The sequence below is a fragment of the Halobacillus rhizosphaerae genome, from assembly GCF_046719735.1.
GTDB classification, from domain to species: domain Bacteria; phylum Bacillota; class Bacilli; order Bacillales; family Halobacillaceae; genus Halobacillus_B; species Halobacillus_B rhizosphaerae.
This window is the reverse complement of the sequence record NZ_JAUTWQ010000019.1, coordinates 1-25256: the sequence shown is the minus strand read 5'-3', so window position 1 is coordinate 25256 and position 25256 is coordinate 1. Positions and strand designations below refer to the sequence as shown.

The window sequence follows — 25256 nt, the reverse complement described above, 5'->3', positions numbered from 1 at the left end:
TTCTTTTTTATGTCTCTGTTTAACTTGAAGATGGTGGGCTTAAACACAGATAGAAAGTTCCTTATTCCACAAAAGCCCCAATTCTTGAAGATTCCCTTTACTCTTAAAAGCGAGCCGAGGTCGGGGAAATGACTCGGACAGCTGCATCGTCCAGACACTCGCTTCATAAGCAGGAACATCAACGGAATGAAAGATCACATCCCATTTGATGTTCCTGCTTATGCGTGTCGTGTCTATCGGGTCGATTCCGCATTTGTTCACTTCCCATAGGCGGCCGGTGAGCTTCCTCGGGCAAATGGCCCTGTGGGATCTCACCTGTCCTATCCTCCCATAGGAGTCTTCCCATTTCCCCGACCTCTTTATGATTACGAGAGAACGGAAATAGTGAAATGGGGTTAAAAATTACCTGCTAAACAAAGACCAGGTAATTCTAAATAGCCTAATATTAGAAGTTTCTCTCTCCCCGTTAGATCATAAGTTATAGCGATTCTATAAGATATTTTCTTTAATAGCGAGGTTTTTTCATCCATCTATGGCTAGGAGGGAAAACAATGCTCTTTTCCCACTCAACCATATTTGGATAAATGTACACATGTTTTTCTTTACCAACATGCAGCAGGGTTCTAAAGCAGTATTTTCGGACCAAAAAATCTTTTATTTCGACCTCTATACTGGAGGGTGATGAGTAGATTTCGAGAACAGTCATACAGCAAGGGGTGAAGGGGAACGGGGAGACTCCTGCGGGAGGAAAGTGCAGGATGAGACCCCACAGAGCGAACAGCTCGAGGAGACTCATCACGCGCCAGCGGAAAGTGTTCAAATGTGGAATCGCCCTGGTAGACACGACCAGCATAAGCCGACCATCAAAAGGAAGGCGATTTTCCCTTCCGTTGATGAGCGGCTTATGTCTCGAGTGTCTGGGCGATGGAACTAGACGAGTCGTTCCCCGCAGCCCCTATAACCTCAACAAATGTCTCGAAATCGAGTCTTACACAATCCTTCACTCTACTTGAAGACTTGATTTCAAGATAATTACCTGGAATTTCGTTATATCTCCTGCTGGTATTAAAGCAGAAAAACCACTTCAAAGATATTGAGAACATTCACAGATCCCGTGAACTTCATCAATTATTTAAATTTCAAAATAAAATACTCAGAAACACATCCGGCACTATATCAAAATGGTTTTGACATCATGCTACAAAACTAGCTTTTTCAAGGCTCATAAACTGACAGACTTTTTAGAAGGACAAGCTTATACTTTCAATAATGAAAGTAGGAAGGGAGAGGGGAGGATCTATCTAGATGCGGTTTGGCTGCTAAATATACTGATGGATGGAATGATCTTGTATCTTACGCAAGGGTTAACTAGAACGAAAACTTCTGCAAAAAGAGTAATGTTCGGGGCGCTTTTTGCTTCCATCATCGTACCTATCACCGTGTATCTGCCCCATTCGTGGTTTACGACTAGTTTAGGGAAATTATTTTTTTCATTTGTCATTATATTTATTGCTTTTTCATTTGTTTCTATTCGTTCCTGGCTGGTGCAATTAGTAAGCTTTTACTTTATTACCTTCGCGATCGGTGGCAGTATGCTGGGCATTCACTATTTTTTGTCTAGCGATGTGAGCTTTGAAGGCAGTACGATGATCACTCACAATGCGGGGTATGGAGATCCAGTAAGTTGGATTTTTGTGATAATCGGCTTTCCCATCTCCTGGTTCTTTACTAAGTGGCGGCTGGAGCATGTGAGTCTTCACCGAATGAAACTTGAAGAAATTTACGATGTATCGATTAACTGGAATGGAAAGACTGCTGAATGTAAGGGACTAGTGGACAGTGGCAACCAATTGATTGATCCCGTTAGCAGAAAAATGGTTTTTTTAGCAGATGGAAATGTTTTTAATCAATTTTTGAACGCTGAAGAATTTAAGCAGTTAGAGGTGGAGAATATTCTCTCTCACTTTGATGATTGCTCTGAACTTCTGCAGTCCTCTATTCGACTTGTACCTTACCAGGGTGCTGGAATGGGGGGACAACTGCTAGTAACTCTGCTTGTAGATCGTATTACTGTGAAAACGAAGGAAGGGAGTTTAGTAATTGAGAACCCCTTGCTTGGTGTCCAGCATCATGATCTAACGCATGATCGTCTATATCAAGTACTTATTCACCCTCACTTAATGGTCCGCGGTAAATCTGCTTAGAAATGAAAGGGGAAATTTCTATGATCAAATGGCTGTTTAAATTAAGGCTTGGTTTTTATCGGCTGTTAATTAAATTAGGGATCAAACAAGACGAGATTTACTATATTGGAGGAAGTGAGGCACTGCCGCCTCCGTTGTCCAGAGAAGAAGAGCAGGAGCTTCTTCAACGGCTGCCTAAGGGTGATAAGGCAGCCCGCGCTGTGTTGATCGAGAGAAACCTGCGGCTCGTTGTTTATATTGCCAGGAAATTTGAAAATACTGGAGTAAATATTGAAGATTTAATCAGCATCGGGACGATTGGTTTAATAAAAGCCGTGAATACTTTCGACCCAGAGAAGAAAATTAAGCTAGCTACGTACGCTTCCCGCTGTATTGAAAATGAAATTTTAATGCATTTAAGAAAAAGTAATAAGCTTAAAACTGAGGTTTCATTTGATGAGCCGCTGAATGTAGATTGGGATGGAAATGAACTGCTTCTTTCAGACATCCTAGGAACGGAAGAGGATATTATCACCAAGGGAATTGAGAAAAAGATAGATAAAAAACTTTTAAAATCTGCGTTGGAGCAGTTAAATGACCGTGAAAAACAAATTATGGAATTACGCTTTGGATTGATAGGTAAAAAAGAGAAAACTCAAAAGGATGTAGCTGATATGATGGGGATATCTCAGTCTTATATTTCAAGGCTGGAAAAGAAGATTATCCGCAGACTTCAAAGAGAGTTTGACAAAATGGTCTAATATTCCAATTTAACAAATGCATAATTTTTCCTTCCAGGGAGATACTGAAAACTGATTATAGCTTCCTGGGAGGGTCTTACATTGTCACGACATAAAGTAGAGATTTGCGGAGTAGATACATCCAAACTGCCAGTACTAAAAAACAAAGAAATGCGGGCCCTGTTTGAGCAGTTGCAAAGTGGAAAAATCGAAGCTAGAGAAGAATTAATAAATGGTAACCTCCGACTAGTGTTATCGGTGATTCAACGCTTCAATAACCGAGGAGAATACGGAGATGATTTATTTCAAGTTGGCTGTATTGGTTTAATGAAATCAATCGATAACTTCGATTTAAGCCATAATGTTAAGTTTTCCACTTATGCAGTACCTATGATTATTGGTGAAATTCGCAGGTATTTAAGAGACAACAACCCTATTCGTGTTTCTCGCTCGTTAAGAGACACCGCTTATAAAGCGCTGCAAATGAGAGAGAAAATGATAGGGGAAACGTCAAAAGATCCTGCTCCTCATGAGATTGCTGAGAAATTGGGTATTCCCCATGAAGATGTAGTTTTTGCAATGGATGCCATCCAGGATCCTGTTTCTCTATTTGAGCCTATATACAATGATGGAGGAGACCCAATATTTGTGGTGGATCAGTTGAAGGACGATCGGGAAAAGGATTCGGTGTGGCTTGATGAGCTATCACTACGAGAAGGTATGAAACGGTTAAATGATCGAGAAAAAATGATATTGACGAAACGTTTCTTTCAAGGGAAAACACAAATGGAAGTGGCAGAAGAAATAGGCATCTCTCAGGCACAAGTTTCAAGGCTGGAAAAAGCAGCTATTAAAGAGATGAATACATCCATGTTTCAATAAAAATGCAAAGAACACGGCTGGTTAAGCCGTGTTCTTTTTTTGGGGAAATTTAGAGTGGTTTCGATATGATGACCAGCTTTAACGTGAAAGAGGATAAACCATACCTACGGCTGTAACGCACAGCCCCTTGCCTCTTAAGAAAGGTCACCCTTCCAAATAGGAAATATCTAAAGCAATGGGGACTTAATAAGCCGCTTCTATACAGAATTTCAAGAAGTGCCTTATTTATTAGTACTTTAAATTAGAAAGTGTTAGCCGTTCCTTGCATATAGTTAGAAAAAGGGGGACGGACAATTATGAAAATTTCTGATCTGCAGGTTAAAGACGTGATTGCAATGGAGACTGGGGAGCGCCTCGGGTATATAAGTGATTTAGACATAGATACAAATCGAGGGCGGCTAAAGGGATTAGTTGTTACATTAAAGGGAAAAGCTATGGGTCTTTTTGGAAAGGAAGAAGAATTAGTCATCCCTTGGGATCAGATTGTGAACATTGGAGCAGACGTAATATTAGTGAAGAAGTCCGGGTACAGCGGTTCAGCAGCAGTGAAAAAGTTAGATTCTCCGGAATAAAACAGGAAAAATAATGTATTATGTGATAAAATGGAGGGAAATTGAGGTGGTAGAATGACCGAACCCTTCACATACAAGTCTTCAAGACAATACATGTGTTTTAATAATACGGAGAATTTGATTGCCGGGATTACAACTAGAAAAGACGGGTTTAGCAAGCCTCCTTTTCATTCCTTTAATTTAGGGCTGCACGTCCCGGATGAATATTCAGCTGTTCTTAAAAATCGAAAGCAGCTCGCCATGGATTTGAATGTTCCATTAACCCAGTGGGTAATGGGCGAACAAGTTCATCAAACTAAGATCAAGGTCATAACTCCTGAAGATCTCGGGAAAGGTGTGCTTGATCATGACACCGCGGTTAAGGGTGTAGATGGTTTAATTACGAACATCCCTGATGTCTTATTAACAGCTTTTTATGCTGACTGTGTTCCTTTATACTTTCTAGATGAGCAAACCCGTTGGATAGGGATCGCTCATGCAGGATGGAAAGGAACTGTTCAAGGAATGGCTCAGCATATGATTGAGAAATTTAACAAATTAGGAGCTGACCTCTCCACATTAAAGATGGTTATTGGCCCGAGTATCGGCTTCAATCAGTATGAAGTTGATGAACAGGTAATCAACCAAGTACCTGCCGAGTTTAGAGAAGAAGCTGCTATTTCTTTGTCAGAGGGAAAGTACCTGTTGGATTTAAAGAAATTAAATCAGGCAATAGCCGTTAAAGCTGGTCTGGCAGATGACAATATTTCCATGACTGGCTATTGTACATATGAGGAAGAAGATCTCTTTTTCTCCCATCGCCGCGACCATGGCAGCACCGGCAGAATGCTAGGTTACATTGGTTGGAAGAGGTAAGCTTTGGAAGGAGAGAAAGAATGAATACGGTAGCAGATAACCTTGCTCATATTCAAGAACAAATAAAAGCAGCTTGCAGTAATTGTAATCGTGATCCGGAAGAGATAACCATTATTGCTGTTACTAAGTATGTTTCAACTTCCAGGGCCCAGGAAGCCGTGGAAGCTGGAATTACTGATCTTGGGGAAAACCGCAAAGAAGGCCTGCTTGAGAAATATGACATAATTGGCGAGCAGGCGAAATGGCATTTCATAGGTTCCTTGCAATCGAGAAAAGTAAAGGAAGTAATTGAACAAGTCACGATGATTCATTCACTCGATCGTAAGTCCCTCGCTAAAGAAATTAACAAGCGAGCTAAAAGACCAGTGCCATGTTTTGTTCAGGTTAACATTAGCGGAGAAGAATCTAAGCAAGGCCTGGATCCTGATGAGGTCGAGTCTTTTATAGAAGGGCTGAAAGCTTATTCTAATATTAAAGTGGCTGGTCTAATGACTATGGCTCCTCATATTGAGGAAGAAGAGCAGCTGAGGGCTACGTTTAGAAAGCTTCGTGCTTTAAGAGACTTCATTCGTGATAAACAATACGCACATGCTCCTTGTGAGTGGCTATCTATGGGAATGAGCAATGACTTTCAATTAGCCATAGAAGAAGGCGCTACCCATGTTAGAATTGGGACAAGCTTAGTAGGAGAACAAAACTAATCTGAGGTGGTTAGAAATGAGTATGAAAAATAAATTCCGTTCGTTCTTCACATTGGACGATGAATATGAATACGTTGATGAGGAAATGATGGAGGAAGAAGCTGAAGAACAGGCTCCGGCGCAGCGTAGTAAACGAAGAGCTGAAGGTCAGCAGAATGTTGTAAGTTTGAAAAGCGCCCAGCAATCTTCTAAAATGGTTCTTAGTGAGCCGAGCAGTTATAATGAAGCCCAGGATATTGCGGATCAGCTGGTCAATCGGAGAGCGGTAGTTATCAATTTGCAGCGAGTCGATCATCACCAGGCAAAGCGAATTGTAGATTTTCTCAGCGGGACCGTTTATGCTATTGGGGGAGATATTCAAAAACTGGGTTCTCAGACCTTCCTATGTACCCCGGATAATGTAGAAATTTCGGGTTCCATTTCAGAAATACTTGCAAAAGAAGATGATGATATTAATAGAAGGTGGTAGCGGATGTATTCTTTGTTCAGTGTATTAACAACAGCTTTAGAAATTTATAGCTGGGTATTAATCATTTATATTTTAATGTCCTGGTTTCCGGGAGCGCGCCAATCTAGCTTTGGTAATATTTTAGCCCGTTTAGCCGAACCATTCTTAGAGCCTTTCCGCAGAATCATTCCACCTCTTGGAATGATCGACATTTCTCCAATTGTTGCTATTCTCGTTTTAAGGTTTGCAACGGCCGGAATGTGGGAACTCTACAAAATTTTATTAGGGTACTGATGAATAGAACAGGTGGAGTGAAGAAGGGTCTTCACGGCTATCTGTTCTTTTTTACCGTTCGGGGGAGTGAAAGTATGGAGGTATATCAGCATTTTAGAGAAGAAGAACGCCCATTTATTGATCAAGTGTTATCATGGCAGAGCGATGTAGAAATGAGATTTCAACGGAAGCTGACTGATTTTTTAAATCCGAGAGAACAATATATTTTTCGTTCCATTACGGGTGACTCTCCTCTTGAGAAAGGGATGTTCGGCGGAAGCGAAAATTCCGAAAGAAAAAGGGCTATTTTGGCACCCGAGTATGAAAGTGTGGATTCTGAAGATTATCAGCTGGTGCTGCTGGAAGCTTCCTATCCTGATAAATTTATTAATTTAGAGCATCGAGACGTTCTTGGTGCTTTTATGTCGCTTGGCATTCGCAGAGAGAAAATGGGAGATTTAATCGTACGTGATGGTCGAATTCAAATCATAACTGGAAATGAAATAAGCGATTATATTCGAATGAATTTAACGGGTGTGAAAAAAGCGAATGTGCTCTTTGAGGAAAAAGATTTCTCTTGCTTATTGGAGAGTCATGAGCAATGGCAGACAAGAGATTCTACACTATCTTCCTTAAGACTCGATGTGGTCGTTAAAGAAATTTATGGATTGTCCCGTAATAAAGCGAGTCTCCATATTGATAGTGGAATTGTGAAAGTGAATTTTCGGACAGTAGAGAGTCCCTCTTTTCTTCTCCAGGAAGGGGATCTTCTGAGCGTGCGTGGTAAAGGTAGAAGCAAGATTGTGGAGATTCATGGGAAAACTAAAAAAGATAAATTTAAAATAACGACAGCAAAATTAATTTAAATCCAGAAATTAGAGAAGGATTTCAGTTTTTTGTGTCGAAAGAATACTAACAGGGAAAATTTGTATCGATTACTTAAGGAGGTGGCTGGTGTGCCTTTAACACCATTAGATATTCATAATAAAGAATTCACCCGTGGGTTCAGGGGATTTGATGAAGACGAAGTAAATGAATTTTTGGACCAAGTCATTAAGGATTATGAAATGGTGATTCGCCAGCGTAAGGAATTAGAGCGTGAAGTTGACCAATTAAATGAACGGCTCGGCCACTTTAATAATATCGAGACGACCTTGAACAAATCGATTCTGGTAGCTCAGGAAACAGCAGAAGAAGTGAAAACGAACGCCAATAAAGAGTCCAAGCTTATTATTAAAGAAGCAGAAAAAAATGCAGATAGAATAATAAATGAAGCTCTTCAAAAGTCGCGCAGTGTGGCGGTCGAAGTGGAAGATATGAAAAAACAGGCCAAAGTATTTAAGATGAGACTCCGTATGCTTGTAGAAGCCCAGGTGGATATGATTGATAATGATGACTGGGACCATTTATTTGATACCAAAATTGATGATAAAGAGGAAGTTGAAAAGGAACTGGCACGTCATAATTCTTGACGGTCTTCTTTGAATTACATATAATTCAAGAACATAACTATATAAGAACACGTTGACAGGGAGAGTACACTTTCTGGGCTATGCATGCACAGCGATCCGGCGATGGTGGAAGGCCGGAGCACCTCTTAAGTAGAAGATCACCCTCGAGTAATTATATCGAACCGTATAGTAGATGTAATCGAGTCATTCACGATACGAATAGGACAAGTGGATTGTGCTTTCGTGCACATTCTATCAGGGTGGTAACGCGAGGTCTTCTCGTCCCTTTAAGGGATGAGAAGACCTTTTTTTGTAATATATGAAGGAGGAAATAAGCTATGAATTATAAAGAGACTTTATTAATGCCTAAAACTGAATTTCCGATGCGTGGTAATTTGCCGAATCGTGAGCCTGAAATTCAAAAAAAATGGGAACAAGAGGATATTTATCACCAGGTCCAGGAGCGGACAAAAGATCGCCCGTTGTTTGTCCTTCATGATGGACCGCCTTATGCAAATGGCAGCCTGCATATGGGGCATGCCTTAAACAAGTCTTTGAAAGATTTTATCGTACGCTATAAATCGATGACAGGTTATCATGCTCCTTATGTGCCAGGATGGGACACTCATGGTCTGCCGATCGAGTCTGCACTTGCAAAAAAGAAAGTCGATCGCAAGAAAATGAGTATATCCGAATTTCGGCAAAAATGCGCCGAGTATGCCATGGGGCAGCTAGATAACCAGAGAAATGAATTTAAGCGTATGGGTGTCCGAGGGGATTGGGACCATCCTTATATTTCATTAAATAAAGACTACGAAGCAGAGCAGATCAAGGTGTTTGGAGAAATGGCGAAAAAAGAATATATATATAAAGGATTAAAGCCCGTATTCTGGTCGCCTTCTTCAGAATCTGCTCTTGCAGAAGCGGAAATTGAATATCAAGATAAGCGTTCACCTTCCATTTATGTTAGTTTCAGCGTGAAAGATGGAAAAGATCTCCTTGCTGGGGATGAGAAATTCATCATCTGGACCACTACTCCGTGGACGATCCCTTCAAATTTAGGGATTGCTCTTAACCCTGCTTATGATTATGCTGTGGTGAAAACAGGAGAAGATAAATTTATCATTGCTCAAGACCTTCTGGAAGAAGTGGCAGAGAAATTAGAATGGACAAACTATGAAGTCCTTAAAGTATTTAAAGGGAAAGAAGCTGATCGAGTGACGGCTCAACACCCAATTTATGATCGGGAATCTCTCGTAGTCCTGGGAGACCACGTAACTGCTGATGGCGGAACAGGATGTGTGCACACCGCTCCAGGCCACGGGGAAGATGACTTCTGGGTTGGTAAACAATACGGTCTTGATGTGTTATGTCCTGTGGATTACAAAGGAGTCTTTACGGAAGAAGCTCCTGGGTTTGAAGGGTTATTCTATGACCAGGCGAATAAGCCAATTACTGAGAAGCTGGATGAAGCTGGCGCTTTAGAGAAACTCGAATTTATTACACACTCTTACCCTCACGACTGGAGAACGAAGAAACCGACAATTTTCCGTGCCACAGACCAATGGTTTGCTTCGATCAAAGATTTTCGTGAAGAGCTTTTAAAAGAAATTCAGCAAGTGGAATGGACACCTAAATGGGGAGAAACGCGATTGTATAACATGGTACGTGACCGTGAAGACTGGTGCATTTCCAGACAAAGATCCTGGGGAGTGCCCATCCCTGTATTTTATGCCGAGGATGAAACACCGATTATTACAGATGAAACCATCCAACATGTCGCTGGGCTGTTCCGTAAACATGGGTCAAACATATGGTTTGAGAAAGTAGCGGAAGATCTCCTCCCTGAAGGATTTACTTCTGAACATAGTCCGAATGGTAAATTTACTAAAGAAACGGACATTATGGATGTTTGGTTTGATTCCGGTTCTTCTCATCAATCTGTATTGGAACAGCGTGAAGATCTGCAGCGTCCCGCTGACTTATATTTGGAAGGCTCTGATCAATACCGAGGCTGGTTTAATTCCTCCTTGTCCACCGCTGTAGCGGTTACAGGGAAAGCTCCTTTTAAAGGAATCTTGAGTCATGGGTTTGCTCTAGATGGCGACGGTAGAAAAATGAGTAAGTCGCTCGGCAATGTCATTATACCTGATAAAGTAATGAAGCAGCTTGGGGCTGATATTATTCGGTTATGGGTGGCCTCTGCGGACTACCAGGCAGATGTGCGTATTTCGGATCCGATCTTGAAACAAGTGGCAGAAGTATATCGTAAAATCCGCAATACTTTCCGTTTTTTATTAGGAAATCTGCATGATTTTGATCCGGCGCAGGATGCAGTTGAAGACAGCAACCTGCAGGAAGTGGATCGCTATATGCTTCATCGCTTAAACCAATTAGTGAAGGACACTCGCCATGCGTATGAGGCATATGAATTTTCTGTCGTTTATAATAAAGTTCATAACTTCTGTACGATCGATTTAAGCTCGTTCTATTTGGATTTTGCGAAAGATATCCTCTACATTGAAGCAGAAGATCATCATTCACGCCGGAGTATTCAAACCGTTTATTACAAGACATTAAAGGCATTAGTGCAGGTAATGGCGCCAATTATTCCTCATACTACAGACGAGGTATGGAGCTATCTACCTGGGGACGAAGTGTTAAGTGTCCAGTTGTCGGATATGCCTGAAGCTGAACTGTTAGCTGATCAGTCTCTTGTCCGAAAATGGGACCACTTTATGGAAGTTCGTGACGATGTTTTGAAAGCTCTGGAAAAAGCACGGAACGAGAAAGTAATCGGCAAGTCACTGGAAGCAAAAGTAACTCTTGTGCCTAAAGATGACCAAACGCGCAGGTTGTTAGAAGGAATTGATCACTTACAACAGTTATTGATCGTTTCAGGAGTGACAGTGAAAGGTCAGGCGGAAGGAGCAGAAGCTTATCAGTATGTGGATGTTGCTGTTGAAAAGCATCCAGGTGAAAAGTGTGAACGCTGCTGGGTAGCTTCTGAGAACGTGGGCAAGGATGAAGAACATCCTTCATTGTGTTTACGCTGTGCAGCTGTTGTAAAAGAACATTATCAGGTGTAAAACCACAAAGGTGCCGCAATAAGCGGTACCTTTTTCATCCTTAGGATAAAAGGGAAATTTATTTAATGTAGGTAACTGTTGCAGGTTGAGGCTGCTTCCAGTCTCTGGGGCATGGAGTTCATATGGTACACCTATATGATCGATCGAATTGGTCTTGCTTCTTCCTAGTGCTAGCACTCTTCCTCGTAACGAAGCCGTGTGATTTATGGTACAATGGCAAAGGAAAATAAAACTTGGAGGCCGCTTATGTACGTGTATTATCTTATCGCTATTGTAATTATTGGATTGGACCAGTTAACGAAATGGATGATCGTCCACTCGATGGAATATCGAGAAAGCATTCCTTTAATTGATAACTTTTTATATCTAACTTCTCATCGGAATACCGGGGCTGCCTGGGGAATATTAGCCGGACAGATGTGGTTCTTTTATTTAATTACTATAGTCGTAATTATCGTGGTTATCTATTATTTACAGCAATACGCCAAGCGAAGTAAATGGGTAGGAATTGCCTTATCTCTCATTTTAGCTGGGGCAATTGGCAATTTTCTGGACCGAATGATTCGCAAAGAGGTTGTAGACTTTATTGATGTATACATTTTTAATTACGATTATCCAATTTTTAATGTTGCCGATTCATCCCTTGTAGTCGGAGTCATTTTAATTATGATCGCCACTCTTGTCGATGAAAGCAGGAAGAAAGGAAGTAAACGCAATTGAGTGAACAGTATCAAGTACTTGAAAGTGATCAGTCAAAAAGAATTGATAAACTTCTCTCTGAAGTCATTACGGATGCTTCACGTTCGCAAATCCAAGGTTGGCTGCAAGAAGACTTTGTTCTTGTTAACGGAGAGGCAGTAAAAAATAATTATAAAGTTCAGCAAGGAGATACCATCACTTGGAGTATCCCTGAGCCAAAGCCGCTGGATCTTGCTCCCGAGAATATTCCTATAGAAATCATTTATGAGGATGAAGATGTTCTAGTAGTGAACAAGCCTTCTGGAATGGTCGTTCATCCTTCTGCGGGTCACGAGGGTGGTACGCTTGTTAACGCGCTTCTTTATCATTGCAATGATCTGTCCGGAATCAATGGTGTCGAAAGACCGGGGATCGTGCATCGTATTGATAAAGATACAAGCGGGTTATTAATGGTGGCTAAGAATGACCGTGCCCATCAGTCATTAGTCGAACAACTTTCTGGTAAATCAGTAGAAAGAAAATACGTGGCAGTTGTACACGGGATGATCTCTCATGAGTATGGCACGATTGACGCACCGATTGGCAGAGATCCTAAAGACCGCCAGCGGATGGCTGTCGTTGAAGGCGGACGAGAAGCGGTTACCCATTTTAGGGTGATGGAGCATTTCGAAGATTTTACTTACGTAGAGTGTACGCTTGAGACCGGAAGAACTCACCAAATACGTGTTCATATGCGGTATATCAATCATCCGCTGGCTGGAGATCCGAAATACGGGCCTCGGAAAACGTTAGATTTAGACGGACAAGCTCTTCATGCTAAATCAATAGGCTTTAAACATCCCGGTACAGGGGAATGGATGCAATTTGAAGTCGAACCTCCTCAGGATTTCAAAGATATGATCGCTTTTTTAGAAAAACGGCGTTGACAAGCTAAAACTTATTTGACATAATAAATCATAGAATTTAATGCACCTTTAAGAACAGTCCCGTGAGGCTGAGAAGGGAACGGCGATGATACAAAAGTTGTATCTTTACACCCTTTTTCTGTCTTCATGAAGAAAAAGGGTTTTTTTATCTCTAGGAAACTATGTTTGGATGTAAATAAATTCTTGCCGTGTGAGGCTGCATTCAGCGCCTGGCTGCTCGTAACATAAGCTGCTATCCAAGGCGCATGCGCTTAAGATTGTGATAAGGAAAGGGTGATATCTTGAAACAAAAGGCCACAGTGTTAGATGATGCTGCGATTAGAAGAGCATTAACGAGAATATCTCATGAGATCATTGAAAAGAATAAAGGAATTGAGGATCTCGTGTTAGTCGGAATTAAAACGAGAGGCGTGCCGATTGCGGAACGTATAAAGCAAAAAATACAGGACATTGAAGGCGGCCAGCTGCCTGATGGAGAGTTGGATATAACGCTTTATCGTGATGATTTGACCCCTAATAAGGAGCAGGCAGAGCCTGAGTTGAAAGAAACAAATATAAAAACAGATATTGATGGAAAAAAAGTCATCCTTGTAGATGATGTGTTATATACAGGTCGGACGGTGCGTGCCGCAATGGACGCACTGATGGACCATGGAAGACCATCTCAAATTCAATTGGCTGTTTTAGTGGACCGGGGGCATAGAGAACTGCCCATTCGAGCTGACTATGTTGGGAAGAATGTTCCGACATCTCAGGACGAAGTCGTAACCGTTACTTTAACGGAAACCGATGATCAGGACCATGTCATGATATTTGAAAAATAAACACGAATTACACCTTTAATAGGAAGTCCAGTGAGGCTTAGAAGGTCGTAAGTTGTTGGCGCGGATCCGCGTCTGCCTCTTTGCGCACTTTTAAGCAAAGAGGTTTTTTTTATGCATAAAGGAGGAATCTTACCATGACCCAGAAAAACGCAGTATTAGGAATTCATGATATACCAGCGAAACATAAATGGCTGGTGTTAAGTTTACAGCACTTATTTGCAATGTTTGGGGCTACCATTCTTGTCCCATTTCTAACAGGGCTTTCGCCTTCTGTAGCTTTAGTATCAAGCGGGACAGGAACGCTTGCCTATCTAGCCATAACCAGAGGAAAGATTCCTGCGTATCTTGGCTCGAGCTTTGCCTTTATCTATCCAATCGTTGAAGTATCGAAGTCAAGTGGTGTAGCTGGGGCTATGGTCGGCAGTTTCTTTGCAGGATTAGTATACGGAATCATTGCTCTACTCATATCATTATTCGGATTAAAATGGCTCATGAACATTCTGCCCCCAGTGGTTGTCGGTCCCGTCATTATAGTTATTGGACTGGGATTAGCATCCACGGCTATTGACATGGCCATGTATCTCCCGGGTAAAGAAGAAAACATCTATAGCCTTCATCATTTTATAGTAGCCCTGGTCACCTTGGGCATTACCATCATTGCCTCGATTTATTTTAAAGGATTTTTCTCTTTGTTACCGATATTATTTGGAATCATTGGGGGATATTTGTTTGCCCTTACCCAAGGCATTGTGGATACAAGTGGAATTCAAGCAGAATGGGCCTCTCTGGCTTCATCAAGTTCAGTAGGGGACTTCTTCGGAAACCTGTTTCAAATGCCGGAATTCGTTATTCCTTTCGTAGACTTTTCGCCACTTGATGTCTTTAGCTGGAAAATTGTCTTCTTTATGATGCCCTTTGCTCTTGTTACCATTACCGAACATACAGGAGATCAAATGGTGCTTTCTAAAGTGGTTGGGAAAAATTTCTTAAAGGAACCAGGTCTGAACTTCTCCATTCTTGGTGATGGAGTAGCGACTATGATTGCTTCTATGCTTGGCGGTCCTCCGAATACAACCTATGGCGAGAACATTGGCGTACTTGCTATTACTAGAGTATACAGCGTGTTTGTAATAGGCGGAGCAGCTGTTATTGCAATATTCTTTGGGTTTATTGGTATGGTGACAGCAGTCATCAGCTCAATTCCTCCGGCTGTAATGGGTGGAGTATCCATTCTATTATTCGGAATTATTGCTTCGAGCGGGCTGAGGATGCTGATCGACAATCAAGTCGACCTTGGTGAAAAAAGAAATTTAATTATTTCCTCCGTCATCCTTGTGATTGGCGTTGGAGGTGCCATGATTAAAGCAGGAAATGTTGAAGTAGCGGGAATGGCCTTAGCGGCAATCATCGGCATTGTCCTGAATTTAATTTTGCCTGGTAGAGAAAAGAGCCAGGGGAATGGGAATATGTTTAAAGCTCCAGAATTAGATGATCAGCAAGAAGATAGAGATGGCGCAGCGTAACTGAACCAATACACGTTTTAAAGAGGTCCGGAGAGGCTTCGAAGGGTGTAGCAGGGTTTAGCTCGTTTGTTATGCAAACGCAGCACCCCCACACCCGGGGGTGCTGCGTTTTTTCGTGGGCAATCGGCTGCGGAACTAAGTTACGGTGAATTAATTTAACAAAATGACAACGCCTTGGAAAAAAGGAGAGGGAGAGAATTATGAAACATTTACTTTCCATGAGAGAACTATCGAACCTGCAGTTGGAAAAAATCTTTAAATTGGCCAAATCAATTGAAAATGGAGATCTCTCTGTGACTTATCCCGATCTTTTTGCTGCAAATATTTTTCTTGAACCGAGTACAAGGACGAAAAACAGTTTTTACATGGCGGAGAAACGACTTGGTCTCGATGTAGTTGAACTGGATGAGAAAGAATCCAGCTTAACTAAAGGAGAGAGTCTCTATGATACCTTAAGAACATTAGAAGCCCTTGGAGTGAAACTTGCAGTTGTCAGACAATCTGAAACCGGGCTGCTTTCAAAAGTGGCGGAGCAATTATCGATCTCCGTAATTAATGCGGGAGACGGCACCGGAGAACACCCAACGCAATCACTGCTCGATCTGTATACGATTAAAGATGAGTTTGCAAGTTTTGAAGGCCTGAAGGTTGTGATTGCTGGTGACATTAAACACAGCAGAGTAGCAAGATCAAATGCTTACGCACTGGCAAGGCTGGGAGCAGATGTTTATTTTGTGGCCAAACCAGAGTGGAGAGACGATACGATCTCAGAAGATTACATATCCATAGATGAAGCTGTGGACATGTGTGATGTCCTCATGCTGTTGAGAATCCAGCATGAACGTCATGAAGGAGTATGCAAAACGACCCAGTATTTAGAAGACTATGGCTTAACAATAGAACGGGAAGCGAGGATGAGGAAGGAATCGATCATTCTCCACCCTGCCCCTGTTAATCGAGGGGTGGAAATTGAAGAGTCACTCGTTGAATCCAGTAAATCCAGGATTTTCAGACAAATGACGAACGGGGTCACGGTTAGAATGGCCCTGATCCGGCATCTACTTGAGGAGGGAACGGCATGACAATTAAATTAGTGAATGGAAAACGATTAACTGAAGGAAAGTTATATCCTTGTGAAGTTCTAATAGAGGAAGAGAAGATCAAAGCAATCGGCGAAAAGATAGAAGAAGAAGCAGATCAGGTCATGGATGTGAAGGGAAATTTAATCTCTGCTGGATTTGTTGATGTTCACATTCACCTGAGAGAACCAGGCGGTGAAGCAAAGGAAACCATCGCAACCGGTACGCAAGCTGCCGCTAAAGGCGGTTTTACCACTGTATGTGCCATGCCGAATACAAGACCAGTGCCTGATAAAGCAGAAACGATGGCAGCTTTAATAGATAAAATTAAACAAGATGCTTATGTGCGAGTCTTGCCTTATGCATCGATTACGACCCGGCAGCTTGGGAATGAGATGGTAGATATGAAGGCTTTGGCTGAAGAAGGAGCATTTGCCTTTACGGATGATGGGGTCGGTGTTCAAAGTGCCGGCCAAATGTATGAAGCAATGTTAGCTGCTAAAAAGCAAAATAAAGCGATCGTTGCTCATTGCGAAGACAATTCACTCGTGTATGGCGGAGTGGCTCATGAAGGATTAGTAAATGAAAAGCTGAATGTTCCTGGAATTCCCAATATTGCAGAATCCGTTCATATAGCAAGAGATGTACTTCTTGCTGAAGCTTCCGGCTGCCACTATCACGTTTGTCACGTTTCTACGAAGGAGTCGGTTCGAGTTATTAGAGATGCTAAGCGGGCAGGCATTCATGTGACTGCAGAAGTAACGCCTCATCATCTGCTGTTAAATGAAAACTCCATCCCATCAGATAATGCTCTCTTTAAAATGAATCCGCCACTGAGGTCTGTTGAAGATCAGCAAGCTCTAATTGACGGGCTATTAGACGGAACTATTGACTGTATCGCGACTGATCATGCTCCACACACAGAAGAAGAAAAACAACAAGGATTTCTTAAGTCTCCATTTGGAATTACCGGCCTGGAAACAGCTTTCCCGCTGTTATATTCTTATTTTGTTAAACGCGGAACAGCCACCATAGAGCAGCTTATTGATTGGTTAACCATACGTCCAAGTGAAATTTTTCATTTACCTTATGGCAGGCTGCAAGCAGGAGAATTAGCAGACCTCACCATTATAGATCTTGAATCCACGAAGAACATAGATCGTCATGCGTTGGTATCTAAAGGAAAAAACAGTCCTTTTCACGGTTGGGAAGTACAAGGGTTTCCAGTTATGACAATCGTTAATGGAAAAATAGTATGGGAGGAGAATAATGATGAAACAACTCGTTCTTGAGGATGGTACGACATTTGTAGGAAAAGGCTTCGGAAGCAACAGAGAAACGATGGGGGAAATCGTGTTTAATACGGGAATGACAGGCTATCAGGAAGTCATTTCAGATCCATCCTACTGTGGGCAAATAGTGACGTTTACTTACCCGCTGGTCGGAAATTATGGAATAAACCGAGATGATTTTGAGACGGTTGATCCAGCCATTCTGGGAGTTGTGGTCAAAGAGCATTGTGAGCATCCTTCCAACTTCAGAAGCGAAGAAACATTAGATGATTATTTAAAAGCTAAAAGAATTCCCGGAATAAGCGGAATTGATACACGCAAACTTACAAAAATTATTCGTAAACATGGGACGATGAAGGCCATGCTTACTTCCATTGACCGGCCAGTCGAACAAGTGCTGCAAGCAATGGAAGATACTCCGCTCGCTCGTGATCAGGTCAAACAAGTCTCTACCGTCAAACCTTATGTCGTTCCAGGCAGAGGATATAGGATTGTCCTCATTGATTTTGGAATGAAGCACGGGATATTGCGTGAATTTACTAGAAGAAATTGTCACGTTACTGTCGTTCCCTATCACACCTCCGCAGAAGAAATAGAGCGGCTTCGTCCTGATGGAGTGATGCTCTCTAATGGTCCGGGAGACCCTAAAGATGTTCCGGAAGCGATCCAAACGATTGGCAAACTCATGGGAAGTGTACCCATATTCGGGATTTGCCTCGGCCATCAGCTCATTGCGTTAGCCGCTGGAGCAAATACGAAAAAAATGAAATTCGGACATCGGGGCATAAATCAGCCAGTGAAAGATTTGCAAACCGGCCGCACCTCTATTACCTCCCAAAATCATGGGTATGCAGTAGATCCAGATTCTTTAACCCAAACAAAATTAACATTAACTCAGGTTTCCTTAAATGATGAGACCGTCGAAGGATTGGAGCATAATCGCTTTAATGTATTTTCTGTTCAATATCATCCGGAAAGCTCGCCTGGACCTGAAGATACCGCTTATCTATTTGATAATTTTCTCCAAAGAATTACAGACGAACAAGCGAAAAAGAAGGAGGGCTCCACATGCCTAAACGTACAGATATAAAACGAATTCTAGTCATTGGATCAGGACCTATAACTATCGGACAGGCTGCAGAGTTTGACTATTCAGGTACTCAAGCCTGTCAATCTCTGAAAGAAGAAGGTTATGAAGTTATTCTGGCCAACTCTAACCCTGCAACCATTATGACAGACCATACTTTTGCAGATGAAGTATATATGGAGCCGCTTACGCTGGAATTTTTATCTAAAATTGTTCGAAAAGAAAAACCTGATGCGATTCTTCCCACACTCGGCGGCCAGACCGCTTTAAATTTAGCTGTAGAGTTAAGCGAATCAGGAATCTTAAAGGAATATGCCGTAGAACTACTAGGTAGTCCTTTAGATGCAATTGAACGAGCAGAAGACCGAGAAAAATTCCGCTCACTTATGCATGAGATGAAGCAGCCTGTCCCTGATAGTGAGATCGTAAGTACAGTGGAAGAGTCCTTGCAATTTGCTGACAGGATTGGGTATCCGGTCATTGTCAGACCTGCTTACACAATGGGTGGAGCCGGCGGAGGAATGTGTTATAGCGAAGCAGAACTGAGAGAAACGGCACGTAATGGTCTTTCCATGTCTCCTGTCCACCAGTGTTTGATTGAAAAGAACATTGCTGGTTTTAAAGAAATTGAATATGAGGTCATGCGGGATGGTAATGACCATGCGATCGTTGTGTGTAATATGGAAAACTTTGATCCAGTAGGCGTTCATACTGGGGACTCCATTGTAGTCGCTCCTTCTCAGACGCTGAGTGACCGCGAATATCAAATGTTGAGAAATGCTTCCCTGGATATTATAAGAGCTTTGGAGATTGAAGGAGGGTGCAATGTGCAGCTTGCCATTGATCCTGACAGTTTCCAGTATTATATTATCGAAGTAAATCCGCGTGTAAGCCGATCATCAGCTCTTGCCTCCAAAGCTACGGGCTATCCAATTGCAAAGCTTGCCGCAAAAATTGCTGTCGGCATGACCTTGGATGAAATTAAAAACCCCATTACAGGAACTACTTATGCTTGCTTTGAACCAGCTCTCGACTATGTGGTTACCAAGATTCCACGCTGGCCGTTTGATAAGTTTGCCAAAGGAAACCGAAAGCTTGGCACACAAATGAAAGCAACGGGAGAAATTATGGCGATTGGCAGAACGATGGAAGAATCGCTCCTAAAGGGTGTGCGATCTTTAGAAGGAGAAACGGAAGAGCTCTATTTGGAGTCCATCACAGATACATCAGCTGAAGATTTATTGGAAAGAATGAAAACAGCCGATGACGAACGGATCTTTGTGCTTGCAGAAGCTTTTCGAAAGAATGTATCTGTTGAAGACATTCATCAAAAAACAGGGATTGATCCCTTCTTTTTAAACAAGCTGGCAACAGTCATCAAGCTCGAAGCTGAACTGAAGGAACAAGGGCTGCAATATGACATGGTGAAACAAGTGAAGGAAGCCGGATTCTCTGACTTGCAAATGGCTCGCATACTAAAAATGGAAAGCGATGAAATCACTCAGTACCGCCGAGAGCAGAACATTCGTCCTGTTTATAAAATGGTCGATACGTGTGCGGGAGAATTTGTCTCAGAAACGCCTTATTTCTACAGCAGTTATGAAGAGGAGAACGAATCGATCGTCACAGCAAGCAAGAAAGTGCTCGTCATCGGCTCCGGCCCGATCCGCATTGGCCAAGGGGTAGAATTTGATTATGCCACGGTTCATTCTGTGCTTGCTCTAAAAGAAATGGGCTATGAAGCCATCATTATGAATAACAATCCTGAGACCGTATCGACGGATTTTAGTGTATCGGATAAGCTTTATTTTGAACCCTTAACGCTTGAAGATGTGATGCACGTGATAGATTTAGAGAAACCTGAAGGGGTCATCGTTCAATTTGGCGGCCAAACTGCCATTAATCTAGTTGAAGGTTTAAATCGATTCGGAGTGAACATTCTAGGCACCACTATGGATGCCATCAACCAAACGGAAGACCGGGATTTATTTGAACAGCTGCTGAACAAGCTGGAAATAGCTAAACCTGGCGGGGAAAGTGTAACTAGTGAACAAGAAGCAGTAGCTGCAGCTACAAACATTGGTTATCCGGTGGTAGTCAGACCGTCGTATGTCCTTGGGGGCAGGGCGATGGAAATTGTTTATTCAGAGGATGAGCTGCTTCAATATATGCAAGAAAATGTGAAGGTTCACAATGGTCATCCTATTTTAATAGATAAATACATTACTGGAATGGAGATTGAAGTAGATGCTATTACAGATGGGACTGACGTGGTCATCCCGGGTATTATGGAACACATCGAACGGGCCGGGGTGCACTCAGGAGACTCTATGGCTGTATATCCTACTCAAAGACTTACAAGGAAACTGGAGCAAGAGTGTATTGAAGCTACGACTAAAATCGCCTCAGAGCTGAATATGAAGGGATTAATTAATATTCAGTTTGTCGTCAAGGATGATACAGCTTACGTACTTGAAGTAAATCCGCGAGCAAGCCGGACGGTTCCATTCTTAAGTAAAATTACGGGTGTAACTATGGCGAAAATCGCAACGAAAGTTATTCTCGGTGAAACGCTCGCCGATCTTGGCTATACTTCTGGCGTTGCCGTAAAACCAGACGGTGTATATGTCAAAGTTCCCGTGTTTTCATTTGAGAAGCTGAGAAGCGTAGATATCACCCTGGGACCCGAAATGAAATCGACGGGTGAAGTCATTGGATATGACCAAACCCTTGAGAAAGCTTTATACAAAGGAATGACTGCAGCAGGTCTGAAAATTCCGACTCAAGGTTCTGTGCTGCTGACCGTAGCTGATAAGGATAAAACAGAAATGCTTGATATTGCTCGAACCTTCTATCAATTAGGTTTTCAGTTATTCGCAACAGAGGGCAGCGCTCATACGATTGAAGAAGCAGGTCTACCGGTTGAGGCTGTAGGTAAAGTGGGATCCGAACAGAGAGATGTTATTGACCTGATTCAAAGCGGGTCAGTGCAATTCGTAGTGAACACACTAAATAAAGGGAGACGGGCTCGTACCGATGGATTTAGAATTCGCCGTGAAGCGGTAGAACACGGAATTGCTTGTTTGACCAGCCTGGATACCGCTAAAACCATTGTGGATGTGATCGATGCCATGACTTTCACTGCCAGAACCATACAAGCGAAAGAGGCGTTGTTTCAATGATGAATAGAGAATGGATGGAGATCGTCGAGCACAAGAAAATAGCGAGAGACACGTTTTTGCTTGTACTAGCTGGAGAAATAGTGAAACACGTGCGAGAACCAGGGCAATTTGTCCATATTCAGGTGAGTCAGGATTATTTCTTAAGACGTCCGGTTTCGATTGCAGACGTGGATAAAGACGTGGAAAATATGACTCTGCTTTATAAAGTCATGGGAAAAGGCACAGATGCTTTAAGCAAAAAGAAACCAGGTGAGAAAATAGATGTCCTCGGCCCGGGCGGCCGAGGGTATCCACTCGATCAGCTGACGACAAAACGTGCTTTACTCGTAGGAGGAGGGATCGGGGTTCCACCTCTCTATTACTTAGCTAAAGAACTTCATAAAAGGGACGTAGCAATAACTAGTGTTATTGGATTTCAAAGCGCGGAAGACGCATTTTTTCAAGAACAATTTCAAGAACTGGGGAAAGTTTACGTCACGACGAATGATGGCAGTCTGGGGACAAAAGGGTTTGTGACGGATATAACGGCTAATCTTAAGGAAAAAGTCGACACGTTTTTCTCCTGTGGACCAACGGTAATGCTCCAGTCGGTAAAGGAGCAATTATCTGATTTACCAGGATACATTTCCATCGAAGAACGCATGGGGTGTGGAATCGGTGCCTGCTTCGCTTGTGTCGTGCCATCCAACGATGATAAGGGGTACCGGAAGATTTGCTGTGACGGCCCTGTATTTAAACCGGACGAGGTGATTCTTACATGAATATATCAGTAAATCTTCCAGGGCTTTCTCTGGAAAATCCTGTTATGCCAGCGTCAGGCTGCTTTGGATTTGGACGTGAGTATTCTCAGTTTTACGACTTATCTATTCTTGGTGCGATCATTATAAAAGCAGCCACAGGCGAGCAGAGATTTGGAAATAAAACTCCCAGGGTCGCTGAGACTGCAAGTGGAATGCTTAATGCGATCGGCTTGCAAAACCCAGGAGTAGACTCGATTATGGCCAGTGAATTACCGTTTTTGGAAAACTATCAAACTCCGATCATTGCCAATGTTGCTGGTAGTACAGTAGAAGAATACGTGGCAGTAGCAAGAAAAATATCCAGTTCAAAGGTAAGTGCAGTGGAGCTTAATATATCCTGCCCAAATGTGAAGGAAGGCGGCGTTCAATTTGGAACGAATCCTGAACTGGCTAGAAATGTAACTCGACAGGTCAAAGAAGTGAGCAGCGTCCCTGTTTATGTGAAACTGTCTCCTAATGTAACGGACATTGTATCTATGGCGAAAGCCGTACAAGAAGGTGGAGCAGATGGATTAACGATGATCAATACACTTACAGGAATGAGAATAGATCCGAAGACCCGTAAGCCGATTATCGCAAACCAAACAGGGGGTCTGTCTGGGCCTGCAATTAAACCGGTTGCCATCAGGATGATTCATCAAGTCTATCAATCGGTAGATCTGCCTATTATTGGAATGGGCGGCATTGAAACAACCGATGACATTATAGAATATTTACTTGCCGGAGCAAGTGCGGTTGCTGTAGGAAGTGCCAATTTTAAAAACCCATTTGTATGCAAAGAACTTATTGAAGAGCTGCCTCATACGTTGGAAAAGTACGGGTATTCTTCGCTGACAGAAGTCATTGGAGGTGCTCACCATTAAAACTATTGAGCCGTTGTATATCGCTCTTGATTTTGAAAGCGCGGATGCAGCATTAACTTTTCTTCAGCAAAACCAGTTGCAAGGGGTCCCTGTGAAAGTAGGAATGGAGCTGTTTTATAAAGAGGGTCCCTCTATTATTAAGCAGCTAAACGATAGGGGAAACCCGATTTTTTTAGATTTAAAATTGCATGATATTCCAATGACTGTAAAAAGGGCAATGGCGTCTCTAGCCTCATTGAAAGTGGATGTGGTGAATGTTCACGCTCAAGGGGGAAGCGAGATGATTGCGGCAGCAAAAGAGGGATTAGCCGCTTTAGAAAATCCTCCGTTGCTGCTCGCGGTCACGCAATTGACTTCGACCAATCAATCTATGCTTGAGGAAGAATTAAAAGTCCAGGCACCATTACAGGAGATCGTTCAGCACTATGCCTTGCTTGCTAAGAACTCTGGAGCGGATGGGGTGGTTTGTTCAGTGAAAGAAGTCTCCTTCATTCGTGAAGTGTGCGGTAAGCAGTTTGTGACCTTAACTCCTGGAATACGACGGCAATTGGATGAACATCATGATCAAAAAAGGGTTGCCACCCCTTTCGAAGCAGGTAAGCAGGGAAGTCACTCTATCGTCGTAGGAAGAAGTATTACCCAAGCGGAAAACCCGCTCCGCACATATCAAATGATTAAGGAGGAGTTACAACATGGGCAACAATCCATTCATTAATGATTTACTTCAGATTGGTTCAGTGCAAATAAAAACGGAGGATTTCTTCACATGGACTTCAGGTTTAAAGTCTCCCATTTACTGTGATAATCGTTTGACGATGTCCTATCCTTCTATTAGGAAAAGAATCGCAGAAGGATTTGCTGCTGCGATCCGTAATAAAGGAGAGAAGATAGATGTCATTGCAGGCTGTGCTACTGCTGGAATTCCGCATGCGGCCTGGGTGGCGGATCTTCTAGAACTACCGATGGTGTACGTGCGGTCTTCACCGAAAAAGCACGGCAAAGGAAACAGAATTGAGGGAGTCGTAGAAAAGGGTTCGAGAGCCATAGTCATAGAAGACTTAATTTCTACGGGGAAATCATCTATTGAAGCAGCCGAAGCCTTACAGAATGAAGGGGTAGAAATTGTAGATGTTCTCTCTATTTTTACGTATAATTTGACTCTTGCTGAAGAAGCTTTTAAGAATAGTAATCTTACGTACCAATCTTTGGCTGCCTACGATGAGTTGTTAACTTTAATGAAAGAGAATGAAGAACTGTCAGCAGCTCAACTTGAAAAACTTGAAAAGTGGAAAGCAGATCCGCAAATATTTACAGAATCTTAAATATCGAGGAGTTGTTATTTGAGTTAAGGGCTAGTAGCATGTAGTCATCAGAAAGATTTGGTGATGGCGATGAATGCAAAGAAACATACTTTTTTTATTATATTAAATGCTGCTTTAGGTGTGATGACTTGTATAGTTTACTTGCACACCTGGGTGGCGTACGCTTTTATGGATCCAATGTTCTCTTTGGAACCGTTGTTAAGTTTAATAGGAAGCCTGCTTGTGTTTATAAGTTTAAATTTGCTGCTGCTCAGGAAGGAAAGCAAGAGGTACTGGGCTCAAGCTATTTTCTCCTATATGGGGGCGGGTATGCTTTTTACATATTTTTTATACTAATCGTTTAACTAAAAGCTCTTGGTTCCCTATCCCTCTATAGCACCCGTTTCTAGAAGACTCAGCTTCGAGATACTTCAGGTCCGTTGCCATAACAAGACTGGGGTTGGATGGGAAATAACTCGCTTTCCT

At 42.3% G+C, this 25256-nt stretch carries 24 protein-coding genes and 1 other annotated feature; of the genes, 23 read left to right on the top strand and 1 reads right to left on the bottom strand.

Translation table 11 applies throughout. From position 1 onward, the window contains the following. Positions 1–39: 39 nt before the first annotated feature. The gene (locus Q7A53_RS17275; RefSeq protein WP_411790440.1) at positions 40–315 is read right to left on the bottom strand and encodes a hypothetical protein; all 276 of its coding nucleotides are present in this window, start codon (positions 313–315) and stop codon (positions 40–42) included. Between the two features lie 914 nt (positions 316–1229). Here Q7A53_RS17275 and spoIIGA point away from each other — a divergent pair. From spoIIGA to pyrE, 23 genes are all read left to right on the top strand, one after another. Continuing rightward, entirely contained in the window at positions 1230–2204 is a 975-nt protein-coding gene (gene spoIIGA, locus Q7A53_RS17270) for a sigma-E processing peptidase SpoIIGA (RefSeq protein ID WP_411790442.1), read from the top strand. A gap of 20 nt (positions 2205–2224) precedes the next feature. Further along, positions 2225–2944: an RNA polymerase sporulation sigma factor SigE gene (sigE, locus tag Q7A53_RS17265; protein WP_411790439.1), complete on the top strand. Its 720-nt coding sequence runs from the start codon at positions 2225–2227 to the stop codon at positions 2942–2944. An 81-nt stretch (positions 2945–3025) separates the two neighbouring features. After that, complete coding sequence (gene sigG / locus Q7A53_RS17260) at positions 3026–3805, top strand: RNA polymerase sporulation sigma factor SigG (protein WP_411790438.1); 780 nt, start codon at positions 3026–3028, stop codon at positions 3803–3805. A 296-nt stretch (positions 3806–4101) separates the two neighbouring features. Continuing rightward, entirely contained in the window at positions 4102–4377 is a 276-nt protein-coding gene (locus tag Q7A53_RS17255) for a YlmC/YmxH family sporulation protein (protein ID WP_411790437.1), read from the top strand. A 54-nt stretch (positions 4378–4431) separates the two neighbouring features. After that, positions 4432–5232 carry a peptidoglycan editing factor PgeF gene (gene pgeF / locus Q7A53_RS17250; RefSeq protein ID WP_411790436.1) on the top strand — a complete coding sequence of 267 codons (801 nt, stop codon included), beginning with the start codon at positions 4432–4434 and terminating at the stop codon, positions 5230–5232. Positions 5233–5252: 20 nt separating this feature from the next. After that, positions 5253–5933: a YggS family pyridoxal phosphate-dependent enzyme gene (locus tag Q7A53_RS17245; protein WP_411790435.1), complete on the top strand. Its 681-nt coding sequence runs from the start codon at positions 5253–5255 to the stop codon at positions 5931–5933. Between the two features lie 16 nt (positions 5934–5949). Further along, entirely contained in the window at positions 5950–6402 is a 453-nt protein-coding gene (locus tag Q7A53_RS17240; protein ID WP_411790434.1) for a cell division protein SepF, read from the top strand. A gap of 3 nt (positions 6403–6405) precedes the next feature. Next, complete coding sequence (locus Q7A53_RS17235) at positions 6406–6675, top strand: YggT family protein (RefSeq protein ID WP_411790433.1); 270 nt, start codon at positions 6406–6408, stop codon at positions 6673–6675. Between the two features lie 74 nt (positions 6676–6749). Further along, the gene (locus Q7A53_RS17230; protein ID WP_411790432.1) at positions 6750–7520 is read left to right on the top strand and encodes a YlmH family RNA-binding protein; all 771 of its coding nucleotides are present in this window, start codon (positions 6750–6752) and stop codon (positions 7518–7520) included. Positions 7521–7610: 90 nt separating this feature from the next. After that, positions 7611–8126 (top strand): DivIVA domain-containing protein, encoded by a 516-nt coding sequence (locus Q7A53_RS17225; RefSeq protein ID WP_411790431.1) that lies wholly within the window; start codon positions 7611–7613, stop codon positions 8124–8126. 43 nt (positions 8127–8169) lie between these two features. Next, positions 8170–8395, top strand: a binding site (T-box leader). A 48-nt stretch (positions 8396–8443) separates the two neighbouring features. Next, the gene (gene ileS / locus Q7A53_RS17220) at positions 8444–11194 is read left to right on the top strand and encodes an isoleucine--tRNA ligase (protein ID WP_411790430.1); all 2751 of its coding nucleotides are present in this window, start codon (positions 8444–8446) and stop codon (positions 11192–11194) included. A gap of 246 nt (positions 11195–11440) precedes the next feature. Next, entirely contained in the window at positions 11441–11914 is a 474-nt protein-coding gene (gene lspA / locus Q7A53_RS17215; protein ID WP_411790429.1) for a signal peptidase II, read from the top strand. After that, positions 11911–12819 carry an RluA family pseudouridine synthase gene (locus tag Q7A53_RS17210; protein ID WP_411790428.1) on the top strand — a complete coding sequence of 303 codons (909 nt, stop codon included), beginning with the start codon at positions 11911–11913 and terminating at the stop codon, positions 12817–12819. The genes lspA and Q7A53_RS17210 overlap by 4 nt, the downstream gene beginning before the upstream one ends. A 281-nt stretch (positions 12820–13100) precedes the next feature. Beyond that, positions 13101–13643, top strand: coding sequence for a bifunctional pyr operon transcriptional regulator/uracil phosphoribosyltransferase PyrR (pyrR, locus tag Q7A53_RS17205; protein ID WP_411790427.1), 543 nt, complete (start codon positions 13101–13103; stop codon positions 13641–13643). Between the two features lie 134 nt (positions 13644–13777). Continuing rightward, positions 13778–15166, top strand: a complete 1389-nt coding sequence (locus tag Q7A53_RS17200) for a solute carrier family 23 protein (protein ID WP_411790426.1) — start codon at positions 13778–13780, stop codon at positions 15164–15166. Between the two features lie 200 nt (positions 15167–15366). Continuing rightward, positions 15367–16248, top strand: coding sequence for an aspartate carbamoyltransferase catalytic subunit (locus tag Q7A53_RS17195; protein WP_411790425.1), 882 nt, complete (start codon positions 15367–15369; stop codon positions 16246–16248). Continuing rightward, entirely contained in the window at positions 16245–17537 is a 1293-nt protein-coding gene (locus Q7A53_RS17190; RefSeq protein WP_411790424.1) for a dihydroorotase, read from the top strand. The genes Q7A53_RS17195 and Q7A53_RS17190 overlap by 4 nt, the downstream gene beginning before the upstream one ends. Beyond that, positions 17515–18627 carry a carbamoyl phosphate synthase small subunit gene (locus Q7A53_RS17185; RefSeq protein WP_411790423.1) on the top strand — a complete coding sequence of 371 codons (1113 nt, stop codon included), beginning with the start codon at positions 17515–17517 and terminating at the stop codon, positions 18625–18627. Before Q7A53_RS17190 ends, Q7A53_RS17185 begins: the two co-directional genes overlap by 23 nt. Beyond that, the gene (gene carB / locus Q7A53_RS17180) at positions 18606–21806 is read left to right on the top strand and encodes a carbamoyl-phosphate synthase large subunit (RefSeq protein ID WP_411790422.1); all 3201 of its coding nucleotides are present in this window, start codon (positions 18606–18608) and stop codon (positions 21804–21806) included. Before Q7A53_RS17185 ends, carB begins: the two co-directional genes overlap by 22 nt. Then, positions 21803–22567 (top strand): dihydroorotate dehydrogenase electron transfer subunit, encoded by a 765-nt coding sequence (locus Q7A53_RS17175; protein WP_411790421.1) that lies wholly within the window; start codon positions 21803–21805, stop codon positions 22565–22567. The genes carB and Q7A53_RS17175 overlap by 4 nt, the downstream gene beginning before the upstream one ends. After that, entirely contained in the window at positions 22564–23469 is a 906-nt protein-coding gene (locus tag Q7A53_RS17170; protein WP_411790420.1) for a dihydroorotate dehydrogenase, read from the top strand. The genes Q7A53_RS17175 and Q7A53_RS17170 overlap by 4 nt, the downstream gene beginning before the upstream one ends. Further along, entirely contained in the window at positions 23465–24184 is a 720-nt protein-coding gene (gene pyrF / locus Q7A53_RS17165; protein WP_411790441.1) for an orotidine-5'-phosphate decarboxylase, read from the top strand. Before Q7A53_RS17170 ends, pyrF begins: the two co-directional genes overlap by 5 nt. Next, positions 24162–24791: an orotate phosphoribosyltransferase gene (gene pyrE / locus Q7A53_RS17160; protein WP_411790419.1), complete on the top strand. Its 630-nt coding sequence runs from the start codon at positions 24162–24164 to the stop codon at positions 24789–24791. Before pyrF ends, pyrE begins: the two co-directional genes overlap by 23 nt. Positions 24792–25256: the final 465 nt, after the last annotated feature.

Coding starts and splice junctions, on each gene's coding strand:
- sigE (WP_411790439.1), top strand. CDS start 2,225: ATGATCAAATGGCTGTTTAAATTAAGGCTTGGTTTTTATCGGCTGTTA.
- Q7A53_RS17255 (WP_411790437.1), top strand. CDS start 4,102: ATGAAAATTTCTGATCTGCAGGTTAAAGACGTGATTGCAATGGAGACT.
- pgeF (WP_411790436.1), top strand. CDS start 4,432: ATGACCGAACCCTTCACATACAAGTCTTCAAGACAATACATGTGTTTT.
- Q7A53_RS17245 (WP_411790435.1), top strand. CDS start 5,253: ATGAATACGGTAGCAGATAACCTTGCTCATATTCAAGAACAAATAAAA.
- Q7A53_RS17240 (WP_411790434.1), top strand. CDS start 5,950: ATGAGTATGAAAAATAAATTCCGTTCGTTCTTCACATTGGACGATGAA.
- Q7A53_RS17235 (WP_411790433.1), top strand. CDS start 6,406: ATGTATTCTTTGTTCAGTGTATTAACAACAGCTTTAGAAATTTATAGC.
- Q7A53_RS17230 (WP_411790432.1), top strand. CDS start 6,750: ATGGAGGTATATCAGCATTTTAGAGAAGAAGAACGCCCATTTATTGAT.
- ileS (WP_411790430.1), top strand. CDS start 8,444: ATGAATTATAAAGAGACTTTATTAATGCCTAAAACTGAATTTCCGATG.
- lspA (WP_411790429.1), top strand. CDS start 11,441: ATGTACGTGTATTATCTTATCGCTATTGTAATTATTGGATTGGACCAG.
- Q7A53_RS17200 (WP_411790426.1), top strand. CDS start 13,778: ATGACCCAGAAAAACGCAGTATTAGGAATTCATGATATACCAGCGAAA.
- Q7A53_RS17195 (WP_411790425.1), top strand. CDS start 15,367: ATGAAACATTTACTTTCCATGAGAGAACTATCGAACCTGCAGTTGGAA.
- Q7A53_RS17190 (WP_411790424.1), top strand. CDS start 16,245: ATGACAATTAAATTAGTGAATGGAAAACGATTAACTGAAGGAAAGTTA.
- Q7A53_RS17185 (WP_411790423.1), top strand. CDS start 17,515: ATGATGAAACAACTCGTTCTTGAGGATGGTACGACATTTGTAGGAAAA.
- carB (WP_411790422.1), top strand. CDS start 18,606: ATGCCTAAACGTACAGATATAAAACGAATTCTAGTCATTGGATCAGGA.
- Q7A53_RS17175 (WP_411790421.1), top strand. CDS start 21,803: ATGATGAATAGAGAATGGATGGAGATCGTCGAGCACAAGAAAATAGCG.
- Q7A53_RS17170 (WP_411790420.1), top strand. CDS start 22,564: ATGAATATATCAGTAAATCTTCCAGGGCTTTCTCTGGAAAATCCTGTT.
- pyrE (WP_411790419.1), top strand. CDS start 24,162: ATGGGCAACAATCCATTCATTAATGATTTACTTCAGATTGGTTCAGTG.